General features: G+C 51.9%; 7 protein-coding genes. 1 reads left to right on the top strand and 6 read right to left on the bottom strand.

The window, feature by feature from the left end; all coding sequences use genetic code 11:
• The first annotated feature begins 162 nt into the window (after nucleotides 1-162).
• Nucleotides 163-1,092: a glycoside hydrolase family 26 protein gene (locus tag BUQ91_RS11280; protein WP_083601248.1), complete on the top strand. Its 930-nt coding sequence runs from the start codon at nucleotides 163-165 to the stop codon at nucleotides 1,090-1,092.
• Between the two features lie 9 nt (nucleotides 1,093-1,101).
• Here the strand turns inward: BUQ91_RS11280 and BUQ91_RS11285 are convergent, their stop codons facing one another.
• The 6 genes from BUQ91_RS11285 to rplL form a co-directional block, all read right to left on the bottom strand.
• Nucleotides 1,102-2,064, bottom strand: a complete 963-nt coding sequence (locus tag BUQ91_RS11285) for a hypothetical protein (RefSeq protein WP_254842338.1) — start codon at nucleotides 2,062-2,064, stop codon at nucleotides 1,102-1,104.
• 219 nt (nucleotides 2,065-2,283) lie between these two features.
• Entirely contained in the window at nucleotides 2,284-2,760 is a 477-nt protein-coding gene (gene rpsG, locus BUQ91_RS11290) for a 30S ribosomal protein S7 (protein WP_072829989.1), read from the bottom strand.
• Between the two features lie 11 nt (nucleotides 2,761-2,771).
• Nucleotides 2,772-3,161: a 30S ribosomal protein S12 gene (rpsL, locus tag BUQ91_RS11295; RefSeq protein ID WP_015731968.1), complete on the bottom strand. Its 390-nt coding sequence runs from the start codon at nucleotides 3,159-3,161 to the stop codon at nucleotides 2,772-2,774.
• Nucleotides 3,162-3,228: 67 nt separating this feature from the next.
• Nucleotides 3,229-7,668 (bottom strand): DNA-directed RNA polymerase subunit beta', encoded by a 4,440-nt coding sequence (gene rpoC / locus BUQ91_RS11300; protein ID WP_074209358.1) that lies wholly within the window; start codon nucleotides 7,666-7,668, stop codon nucleotides 3,229-3,231.
• 2 nt (nucleotides 7,669-7,670) lie between these two features.
• The gene (gene rpoB / locus BUQ91_RS11305) at nucleotides 7,671-11,960 is read right to left on the bottom strand and encodes a DNA-directed RNA polymerase subunit beta (protein ID WP_072829993.1); all 4,290 of its coding nucleotides are present in this window, start codon (nucleotides 11,958-11,960) and stop codon (nucleotides 7,671-7,673) included.
• A gap of 105 nt (nucleotides 11,961-12,065) precedes the next feature.
• Entirely contained in the window at nucleotides 12,066-12,440 is a 375-nt protein-coding gene (gene rplL / locus BUQ91_RS11310) for a 50S ribosomal protein L7/L12 (protein ID WP_015731969.1), read from the bottom strand.
• Between the last annotated feature and the right edge of the window lie 26 nt (nucleotides 12,441-12,466).

The following is a 12,466-nucleotide window of genomic DNA, read 5'->3' on the forward strand; positions in this document are numbered from 1 at the left end:
AAGGGAACATCACCAATAATTCTGATTTTCCGCAGCACCAAACTCGCGCAAAGCCAAACACTAGAGACACTTTGAATTTTTTATGCGCTTTTGTTCGGGCTCTTCGAAAGCGCTCAAAGTATCTTTTAAATATAACAGTTCAAGAAACTTAACGGAGCCTTTATGAACAACAAACTATTCACGTCTCTTTGCGCCGCGCCAGTTGCAGCGATGGCGATCCAAATCGGCGCTTGGGTCGGAGGCCCCGGACAATCCCCGCAGCCCACCAAAGAGAATGTACGGGCGTTCCAAGACTTGCAAGATGCTCATCTTGATCTTATCAGCTACTTTGCAGTTTTCGACGTGGACGACTGGAAGCGGGTGCAAGTTTACGCAGACATCGCAAAAGAAAACGGATCGACGCTAGTCGTCACATGGATGCCCAAAGGCTACAGCGCCCAAGAAATTGTGAACGGCGAGACGGACAACTACATCCGAGAGTTCGCAAAGGGCGTCAAGAACTACAGCGAAGAAATCTGGTTGCGCCCCCTGCACGAAGCGAACGGCGACTGGTACGACTGGGGTGTGGGCAAAAAAGGCGCCGGGAATACCGACGCGAATGTCGCCGAAGCATTCCGCCGCATCGTCAAGATTTTCCGCAAAGAAAACGTCAAGAACGTCAAATGGGTATGGACCACGAACGTCACGAACCACGGCGAAGGCGCCACGCTCATAGGCAATTACCCCGGCGACGAATTTGTGGATTACATTTCCATTGACGGATACAACTGGGGCAAGAGCCAAAACTGGTCCAGCTGGAAGACCTTTGCGCAAGTCTTCGACGATGCCTACAAGGCTCTCGCAAACATCAACAAGCCGCTCTTCATTGCCGAAATCTCCAGCTCCGAAAAAGGAGGCAGCAAGGCCGAATGGATCGCCGACATGTTCAAGCACTTTAGCACTGACTACTCGCGCGTGTTCGCCGTGATGTGGTTCAGCCAGAGCAAGGACTACGAAGGCGACTGGGCGCTCAACACCTCGCAAGATGCCGTCAACGCGTGGAAGACGGGAATCAAGAAGATGAAGACAAATTCTAAAGGGAAGAAGAGATAAATCGATATTTTACGATATCCAGCCGTTTCGAATCATTACAACTTCCCATTTTCCTGATTGCTTGGATAGGTAGTAAAAGCTTCCTCGGCCATAGCCGTCACTCACACTCAAGTTTACCATATCCCGGCCCTTGTTAAATACCGCACTCGATACGGCCGGGTATGAGTGAAAGAAAAAATCATCATCATCATCAATATACGGCAAAACGGGAATCTCCCACATCAAAAAACGGCGATCCCCATGGGCTTTCGTTTTCATAAAAATGTTCAATAGCGATTCATATTCCTTGTTTAGAACAAGAACCTGCTGGCCTATCGGAGTTTTTTCCATGCAGGCAGATTTCGCTTCTTTCCTTTCACTCTGCTTTATACCGAACGGATTTATCTTCAGCAAAGCATTCATATCTGCGGCTACAGTATCAACATAATGCACCTGCAGCGTTTGAATAAAATAAACGACTTTAAATACACTAGTAGAATCCTTTTTCAAGACCGACAAAGCCTCTTCAAACGGAATACCCATAATCGTCGCTTCATCTTCTTCCCTAGTATCCCATCTCCACCCAGGCGCCGTCAGTTCTACTTTTTGTGTACTATCTACCTTCCCAAGAAGGGATTCACGCTTTGCTGTATCAAGCATAAACCAATACATGTGTTTAATATGATATTCAAAAAAATATTTCGAAACCGCTTCATTGATTTCGCGTAAATCAGCCGCCAGGGAATCATCTGCCGGAATCGTTCCGCAAAGAGAATCCGTAGACCTTTTCCACCTTGCAATGAAATGACTTTTGTAATCGTCCATGGAATCGCGAAGCAACGTGTCATTCGTCGCCTGGTACTGTTCGTAAAACGCAAACGCACGCGAAAGAACCGTATCCAGAGGCAGAGCCTTCAGCTCCTCAAACCGCTTTGCGCTTTTCAAATCATCTTCATTGGATTGAGAGCACCCACAAAGGAGAGCAGCAAGCATCAAAAACAACAAGCAAAGATTTCGCAGAAGCTTCATAATAACATAAATACATTTTTATTTAAAAAAGGATTATCCTTTTTGGATAATCCTAATCGGATAATGAAGATTCCCGCTCAGCGGCGGGAACGACAACACTCGGCATTCCGCATAAATACAGAAAAGGTCCGCGATTTTGTCGCGGACCTTCCTCTAGGATAATTCTGTGCTTGCGCGCAAGAATTAGAAACGGAAGTGAGCGAAAGCCTTGTTGGCTTCGGCCATCTTGTGCGTATCGTTCTTCTTACGGACTGCGTTGCCTTCGCTGTTCTTAGCGGCAACGAGTTCTGCTGCAAGACGTTCTGCCATGTTGGCTTCGTTGCGGTTACGAGCTGCATCGAGGAGCCAGCGGAGAGCGAGAGCCTTGGCGCGATCCGGAGCAACTTCCATCGGGACCTGGTAGTTTGCACCACCAACGCGACGGGACTTGACTTCGACACGCGGCTTGATGTTTTCAAGGCAGAGTTCGAACTTTTCGAGCGGGGTTTCCTTGCCTTCAACCTTCTTGTCGAGGAGGTCGAGAGCGGTGTAGACGATCTGTTCAGCGATGGTCTTCTTGCCCTGCTTGAGCACGACACCGACGAGTTCAGTGACGAGCGTGGAGTGGAAACGCGGATCCGGGAGGATGGAGCGATGGAGAGCCTTTCTTCTTCTAGACATAGATTACTTCCTTACTTCTTGGCCGGAGCGGCACCTTTCTTCTTAACACCGTACTTGGAGCGGCCGTTCTGACGGCCGTTGACTGCCTGAGTATCGAGCGTACCACGGATGATGTGGTAGCGAACACCCGGAACGTCCTTCACACGACCACCGCGGATGAGCACGATGGAGTGTTCCTGGAGGTTGTGGCCTTCACCCGGGATGTAAGCGGTAACTTCCATCTTGTTGGAGAGGCGCACACGGGCAATCTTACGAAGAGCAGAGTTCGGCTTCTTCGGGGTGCTGGTGTAAACACGGGTACAAACGCCGCGCTTCTGGGGGCAGGACTTCAAAGCTACGGAAGCGGTCCTGTTGCTGATCTGTTCACGTCCGTTACGGACGAGCTGTTGAATAGTTGGCACTGTTTAATCTCCTAGATTTTGGAGTGCAAATATAGTTTTTTTTCCAAATATTTCAAGTACTTAGCTGTTAATTATCTGAATCTTCCTCGTCAGAAGAGCCGATTTCGTTATCCAAGAGCTGGATTCCGGAACCAGATTCGTAATTTTCAGCCTGTACATTCTGCAAACGAGAGCGTTCTTCCATTTCGTCGGCATCGGCATCGATCACTTGGACGTTCCTCAAGTGACGGGCACCAGTACCGCACGGAATAAGTCGACCCATAATCACGTTTTCCTTAAGACCCATGAGCGGATCCACGCAGCCTTCGATGGAGGCGCGGGTAAGGATTTTTTGGGTTTCCTGGAAGGAAGCTGCAGAAATGAAGCTGTCCGTTGCCAAGGAAGCCTTAGTGATACCAAGGAGCATCGGTTGATACTTAGCTTCAGCCTTACCGAGAGCGCGCAGACGTTCGTTTTCGGTACGGAGACGGGTCTTGGAAATTTCTTCGCCCGGCAAGAGATCCGATTCACCCGGATCCAAAATGCGGACCTTACGCATCATCTGACGAACGATACATTCGATGTGCTTATCTGCAATAGCCACACCTTGCAGGCGGTAAACTGCCTGGATTTCGTTCACCAAGTGGCGCTGCACATCCTCGGGTCCGAGAACGTCGAGGATATCGTGCGGGTCCACACTGCCTTCGCTGATCTTCTGACCAGCACGGACACGGTCACCGTCATTGACCGCCAGATGGATACCACGCGGAACCAGCACTTTCACTTCGTTGCCATCCATCTGCTGAATAATAACTTCTTGGTTGTTGCGCACTTCGTTACCGTACTTGACGAGACCGTCAACCGGTGCGATGAATGCCTTGTTCTTCGGAACACGAGCTTCGAAGAGTTCAGCGACGCGCGGAAGACCACCGGTAATATCGCGGGTCTTACCAGCTGCACGCGGAAGCTTTGCGATAACCTGACCGGAAGTAACGCGGTCACCCTGATGCACGGCGAGGATAGCGCCGTCAGGCAACATGAAGTGGCCAACCTTTTCGCCACGTTCATCATTGATGATGATGACCGGACGCAATTGGTTCTTACCGTGTTGCTTGTCGCTGATGACGATCCAAGTTTCGACTTCGGTCATTTCATCGCGTTCAATACGGTAAGTTCTGTTTTCAATAAGATTGCTAAATGCGATCGTACCGGACACGTTCGTGATAATCGGGCTGTTATACGGATCCCATTCGAACATGCTTTCGCCCTTCTTGACGGTAGCATTGTTTTCGACGTGCAAGATTGCACCGTACGGAATCTGGTAACGGCCCTTGTTGATGCCGGTATTGTCGAAGATAACGAGTTCGCCCATACGGGAAACGACGACCTTCTGGCCTTCGTGGTCCACCGTTTCGACCTGTTCGAGTTCGACGTGGCCATCGACAGCTGCCTTCTTGTCGCTTTCGACAGTAAGACGAGAGGAAGCACCACCGATATGGAACGTACGGAGGGTAAGCTGCGTACCCGGTTCACCGATGGACTGTGCAGCGAGCACACCAACAGCTTCGCCGAGGTCAACCGGACGACCGGAAGCAAGCATACGGCCGTAGCACTTGGCGCAAACGCCAGTCTTCGAGTTACAGGTAAGCACAGAACGCATCTTGATGTGTTCGAGACCTGTAGCGGAAATCTTCGGGAGGTCACGTTCGGTAACGAGTTCGCCAGCCTTGACAATCACTTCGCCGGTAACCGGGTGCTTGATGTCTTCGACCGGAGCGCGACCGAGGAGACGTTCTTCAAGAGGAATGACAGTATCGTCACCGTCCTTGAATGCAGAAACTTCGATACCATCGGTAGTTCCGCAGTCCGGTTCGGTAATCACGAGGTCCTGGCCCACGTCAACGAGACGACGGGTAAGGTAACCAGCGTCAGCCGTCTTAAGAGCGGTATCAGCAAGACCCTTACGAGCACCGTGAGACGAAATGAAGTATTCCATCACGTTCAAGCCTTCACGGAAGCAGGACTTAATCGGGTTTTCAATAACTTCCTGACCACCGAGCTGCTTGATCGGCTTCTGCATCAAACCACGCATACCGGACAGCTGCTTAATCTGTTCGCGGCTACCACGAGCGCCGGAGTCAGCCATCATGTAGACCGGGTTGAAACCGTCACGGTCGTGAGAGAGCAAATCCCACTGCTTGGCAGCAACGTCGGACGTTGTCTTGGACCACACGTCAATCGTCTGGTTATAACGTTCACCGTCAGTAATGACACCGTCTTCGTAAAGGGCGCGAATCTTGGAAACCTGTTCGGCAGCCTTGTCAAGCATTTCCTGCTTTTCCTTCGGGATAACCATTTCGGCGATAGCCACGGAGGAACCAGCGCGCGTTGCCCACTTGTAACCGTTGGCCTTGAGATCGTCGAGGTAGTCGACAGTCACGCGGTTGCCGGTACGACGATAAAGGTCGTCAATGGACTTTGCAATCACCTTCTTGCCGAAGGTTTCGTTGGCGTAGCCAAGAGCGTTCGGAACAAATTCGTTGAAGATGATACGGCCGACAGTCGTCTTGATGACGTTGTCTTCCTTGAGGGTAAGGAACTTGACCTTTTCGCCAGCCTTGACATTGACTTCGATATTGCCATTGTCGTCGGCCATTTCGCGGATGCAGGTGCAGTCCTTTTCGACAGCGCCCATATAGATCTTGCGACCTGCCGGGAGCTTGAGGTAAACATTGGCGTTCAAATCCACGACGTCGTTTTCGTAAGCGCGGATGGCTTCGGCCGGGTCGTAGAAGTGCATGCCTTCACCCTTGCGGTTCGGACGCGGCTTGGTGAGGTAGTACAGACCAAGCACGATGTCCTGGCCCGGCACAGCAATCGGCTGACCGGAAGCCGGGTGAAGAATGTTGTTCGAAGAAAGCATCAACACGCGGCATTCGAGCTGAGTTTCGAAAGAAAGCGGAAGATGCACAGCCATCTGGTCACCGTCGAAGTCAGCGTTGAATGCTGTACAGACGAGCGGGTGGAGACGAATCGCGTTACCTTCGATGAGCTTCGGATAGAAGGCCTGGATACCCAAGCGGTGAAGCGTCGGAGCACGATTCAACATGACCGGGTGGTCTTCAATAATCTGTTCGAGAATGTCCCAAACTTCAGGACGTTCTGCGTCAACGTACTTCTTAGCAGACTTGAGCGTGTAGACAATGCCTTCTTCTTCCAAGCGCTGGATGATGAACGGCTTGTAAAGTTCGAGAGCCATGCGCTTCGGGAGACCGCACTGGTGCATGCGAAGTTCCGGTCCCACGACAATCACGGAACGGCCGGAATAGTCAACACGCTTACCGAGCAAGTTCATACGGAAGCGGCCCTGCTTACCCTTGAGGAGTTCGGCGAGGCTCTTGAGCGGACGTGCAGAACCTGCACGAGCGGTGCGGCGGCCGCTATCGAACAGCTGGTCGACAGCTTCCTGGAGCATACGCTTTTCATTGCAGAGAATCACGTTAGGGGCACGGATGTCAATCAACTTTTTCAAGCGGTTGTTGCGGTTGATGACACGGCGATAGAGTTCGTTCAAGTCGGAGGTAGCAAAGCGGCCACCTTCGAGCGGTACGAGCGGACGAAGATCAGGCGGGATAACCGGAAGAACGTCGAGGATCATCCAAGACGGCTGGTTAGCGAGCAAACGAGCTTCGTTCGGATACTTGTGGCGGAATTCTTCGTAGGCGTCGGCAAGCACAAAGTCAGAGTGCTTGGCTTCGTAGTCTACCTTGAATTCGGCAACAGCTTCGGCAAGACCCTTGAGCCAAGCCTTGCTTGCATCGCGGGCCGGATCCGGATTCTTGTAGTAGCTGCGGAAGCTTTCCATCTGGGACTTCTTGAAGGCTTCGACGACCTTGAGGCGCTTCACGGCGTCGTCCTGCTTGGTCTTGGACTTGGAAGTAGCCTGCAAGCGGAGTTCTTCGGAAAGCTTGGTCAAGTCGACGCGGTCGAGCAACTGCTTGATAGCAGATGCGCCCATCTTGGCTTCAAATTCACGGCCTTCGGCAACGAGGTCCTGATACTGAGCTTCGTCGATCAGGGAATTCGGTTCGAGGTCGGTCGTACCCGGATCAATCACCACGTACTTTTCGTAGTAGATGATATGGTCGAGGTCCTTAGTATTGAGGTTGAGAAGTGCACCAATGACGCACGGCTGGTTACGGACGAACCAAGTGTGGGTCAGAGGAATAGCAAGTTCGATGTGGCCCATGCGTTCGCGACGGACCTTGGAGTGAGTCACTTCAACGCCGCAACGGTCGCAGATAACGCCCTTGTAGCGGATGCGCTTGAACTTACCGCAGTTGCATTCCCAGTTCTTAACCGGTCCAAAGATCTTTTCGCAGAAAAGACCATCCTTTTCAGGCTTGAAGGAACGGTAGTTAATCGTTTCCGGCTTTGTCACTTCGCCATAGGACCAGTAACGGATCAGGTCCGGAGAGGCGAGATGAATAGAAATGTCGCCAAACTGTTCAGTCATTTCTTCAGCCATAATTACTTGTCTCCAGTGGTCTCGATATCAAGACCCAAAGAATGAACTTCGCGAATCATAACATTGAAGGATTCAGGGATACCCGGCTTCGGCGTATTCTGACCCTTGACAATGGCGTCATAGACCTTGGAACGGCCCTGCACATCGTCAGACTTGACGGTGAGGAGTTCCTGCAACGTGTATGCGGCGCCGTAAGCTTCCATAGCCCACACTTCCATTTCACCGAAGCGCTGGCCACCGAACTGGCTCTTACCGCCGAGAGGCTGCTGCGTCACGAGAGCGTAGCTACCGATAGAACGTGCGTGGATCTTGTCGTCGACCAAGTGACCGAGCTTGAGGTAGTACATGTAACCGATGGTCACCGGGTTGAGGAGGGCTTCACCGGTCTTGCCGTCGTAAAGCTTGGCCTTACCGATAATCTTGTTGTTTTCCGGATCCATTTCGTAGTTCACGATCGGGTTCTTCTGGTAGGCCTTTTCGAGTTCCTTGCAGATATCTTCGAACTTAGCACCGTCGAACACAGGAGTCGTCACCTTGAAGCCGAGAGTCTTTGCAGCCCAGCCCAAGTGAACTTCAAGCACCTGACCGATGTTCATACGAGAAGGCACGCCTAGCGGGTTCAGAAGAATCTGGAGCGGACGACCGTCTTCAGTGAACGGCATGTCTTCGACCGGAACGATTCTCGAAACGACACCCTTGTTACCGTGGCGACCTGCCATCTTGTCGCCGATGGAGAGGCAGCGCTTCTTCGCGATGTAGACCTTGACGCTCTTGAGAACGCCCGGCTTGAGTTCGTCACCCTTCGTGACCTTGTCGATTTCCTTTTCCATCGTGCGGGTAAGGGTATCGAGGTTGTCGCGGGCAACGAGAACGAGAGAGAGCACCTTGTCCTGGAGGTCATCGTCATCCACAACGAACGTGGAGAGCGGAGAAACCTTCGTGACGTCGATGAACTTGAGGTTCTGTTCGTTATAAGTCTGACCTTCACGGATCAAGAGTTCGTGAGTTTCGTTGTCCATGACCTTGCCAGCAGACTTGCCTGCGAGGAGGTCGAACAAGTGTTCACGGCATGCATCCTTGATGCGGTCAATCTGGCTCTGGAAATTCATACGAATTTCTTCGATGGTTTCCTGATCCTTTTCCTTGCTCTTCTTGTCGGCCTTGTCCTTCTTGCTGAAGATACGGGTTTCGAGCACGACGCCCTTCATTCCCGGAGGAGCCTTGAGAGAGGAATCGCGCACATCGCCGGCCTTTTCGCCGAAGATTGCACGGAGCAAACGTTCTTCCGGAGTGAGTTCGGTTTCGCCCTTCGGGGTAACCTTACCGACGAGGATATCGTCCGGACCGACTTCAGCACCGACGCGGATAACGCCGTTTTCGTCGAGGTTACGGAGAGCGTCTTCACCGACGTTCGGAATTTCGCGAGTCAATTCTTCCGGACCGCGCTTGGTGTCACGCACTTCCATTTCGTATTCTTCGATATGGATAGAAGTGAACGTGTCCTTGATAGCGAGTTCTTCGGAAATAATGACAGCGTCTTCGTAGTTATAACCGTTCCACGGGAGGAAGCCGATGAGGATGTTCTTACCGAGAGCGAGTTCGCCGTGGTCAGTAGAAACACCGTCAGCCAAGACGTCGCCGACCTTCACAAAGTCACCAACGTTCACAATCGGCTTCTGGTTAATGCAGGAATCCTGGTTGGAACGTTCAAACTTACGGAGCTTGTATTCGTCAATCGGATCCTTGCCGAGGAATTCATAATTTTCGCCGAGACCGGTAAGCGGTTCAAATACACCGTTCACCATCTTGCCACGCTGCACAGTAATGTTGCGAGCGTCAACGAAGGTCACGCGGCCGTCGTGCTTAGCACGGACAACCGTACCCGAGTCGAGAGCGGCACGGCGTTCGAGACCCGTACCCACGACCGGAGCTTCGGCGCGGAGCAGAGGCACAGCCTGGCGCTGCATGTTAGAACCCATCAAAGCACGGTTAGCGTCATCGTGTTCAAGGAACGGGATGAGGCCTGCTGCGACAGACACGATCTGCATCGGAGCCACGTCCATGAGGTCGATACGTTCAGTTTCGGTGTCGCCGATAGCGATGGAATCCTGCTTCATCAAGTGCGGGTATTCGCTCTTGTCGCGGACGATGACGTAGCCGTCCATGTCGCCCTTGAAGCGGTTGTCATCGTCGAGTTCGGTAGAAGCCGGAGCAACCTTGAAGGAGTCTTCTTCGTCAGCAGTGAGATAGCTGATGTAGTCGGAAACGATCTGTTCCACGACGTCGCCCACCTGCACGTAGTCCGGAGTGCCGTCGAAATCATCGAGAGCAAAACCGTTCTTGCTGTAAGAAACGTTACCGTCGGCATCCTTGATCTGGAAGACCTTGTTCACGAAGCCTTCGAACAATTCGCGCTGGCGGTTGTCGAGGTTCAAGCGAACAGTGTCGATTTCCTTCTGGGTGAGTTCGAGTTCCACGAAGAGGTGCGGATCATGAACGAAGCCCTTGAAGATACCGAAATGCCACTTTTCTTCCGGGAAGTAGCACTTGTTGCCCTGAGCGTCCTTGAATTCAACGAGACCCACGATACGGTACGGAGTTTCGATGAAGCCGAAGTGGTTCACCACGGCGTAAGAAGCGAGGGAGTTGATAAGACCGATGTTCGGACCTTCCGGAGTTTCAATCGGGCAGAGACGGCCATAGTGCGTGTAGTGAACGTCACGGACTTCGAAGCCTGCACGTTCACGGGTAAGACCACCAGGACCAAGAGCGGAGAGACGACGCTTGTGAGTAAGTTCAGAAAGCGGGTTCATCTGGTCCATGAACTGGGACAACTGGCTCTGGCCAAAGAATGCCTGGACGACAGTAGAAACCATGCGGGTATTGACAAGTTCGCGCGGAGTCGTCTGTTCTTCTTCGGAATGGAGAGAAAGGTTTTCGCGGATGACGCGAGACATACGGGAAAGGCCGACGGAAATCTGACCGGCAAGGAGTTCGCCCACAGAACGTGTACGGCGGTTGCCCAAGTGGTCGATATCGTCAAGAGTATAGCCTTCGTCGCCGTTGAAGAGGCCGACCATGTATTCGATGATAGCAAGGAAGTCAGTCTTGCTCATCGTCATCTGGGTCACAGACGGCATCTTGAATTCGTTGACGCGGTCGAAGCGTTCGGCAACTTCCTTAACCTTAGCGAGAATAGCAGCGGTATAGACCTTTGCGTTCAAGCGGTAACGACCGACTTCGCCAAGATCGTACTTGTGCGGGTCGTTGAGGAAGAGTTCGTCGAAATAGCGTTCGGCAGTCTGGAGGTTCGGAGCTTCTTCCTGCTGCTGATGGGTCACGGAGTAGACAGCCTTGAGAGCGTCTTCGCGGGACTTGGTCTTGTCGGCAGCGAGGGTGTAGTGGATGAGGAGGTTGTCTTCTTCCTTCGAGAGCACGGTAATCTTTTCGACACTGCTTTCACGGAGACGTTCGAGCTTCTTGTCGTCGATAACAGTGTTGGCTTCGAGGATGATTTCACCCGTTTCTTCGTCAATCACATCATTGAAGATGATGCGGTTGATGAGGGTGCAGACACCTTCCTTGTCAAAGTCGTTAAATGCGGCATCGTCGAGGACAATTTCATCGGTCTTCTTGTAGAAGAGGTTCAAGATGTCCTGAGTCGTTTCGAAACCGATGCAGCGAAGCATAGCGGTAGCGGCGAGCTTCTTCTTGCGGTCGATGATGAGGTAAAGGATGTCGCCTTCGGTGTTGAATTCAACCCATGCGCCGCGATGCGGAATAATACGGCTCTTGTAGTCGGAGCGGCCGTTGGGTTGCATTTCTTCGTCAAAGCTCACACCAGGAGAACGGTGCAACTGCGAAACGACGACGCGTTCGGCGCCGTTAATGATAAACGTTCCGTTCTCGGTCATGATAGGAAGTTCGCAAACCAAGACATCGTTCTTGATTTCTTCCTTGAGCTTGCTTTCTTCTCCGTCCTTTTCAAACACCTGGAGGGAGAGAGTTGCGAAAAGTTCCATGGAATACGTGAGACCACGCTCACGGCATTCGGGGATGCTGTATTTCGGGATGCCGAAATAATATCCTTCATACTTCAAGGAATACAAATCCTTGTCATCGGTGATCGGGAAGATATCGCGGAACACGCGTTCAAGCCCGACGTTCATCCTTTTTTCTTGCGGAATGTCCTTTTGAAGGAATTGCTCGTACGAAGCCTTCTGGACTTCGATCAGGTACGGGAGTTCCAGGTGGAACTTGTTGGAGGAATAAGACTTTCGCTCCGTCGTCATTAGAAATACCTCATCCGGTGAAGAGCCTAATAATAGTCAAAAAACACCAAAAGCCCGCACTGTCGTGCAGGCAATTGGTAAGGAAGAATTAATGCAGCAAAAGCATTACTTAAGGGTAACCTTTGCTCCGAGTTCTTCGAGTTTCTTCTTGAGAGCTTCGGCGTCAGCCTTCGGTGCAGCTTCCTTGATGACGCTGTTGGCAGTTTCGACGACCTTCTTAGCTTCAGCGAGGCCGAGACCCGTGATAGCGCGAACTTCCTTGAGGATAGCCATCTTCTTAGCCGGATCGATTTCGGCGAGGATGACGTCGAATTCGGTCTTTTCTTCAGCAGGAGCTGCAGCAGCTGCAGCCATAACTACAGCGCCACCGGCAGCGGCTTCGATGCCGTGGGTTTCTTTAAGGTAGTCAGCCAAAGCCTTGGCTTCGAGAAGGGTAAGACCAACGATTTGATCGCCCAATGCCTTGATATCAGTTGCCATGATGTGTTTCTCCGATTATTCCGTTT

Source organism: Fibrobacter sp. UWB11 (genome assembly GCF_900143015.1).
Lineage (GTDB): Bacteria > Fibrobacterota > Fibrobacteria > Fibrobacterales > Fibrobacteraceae > Fibrobacter.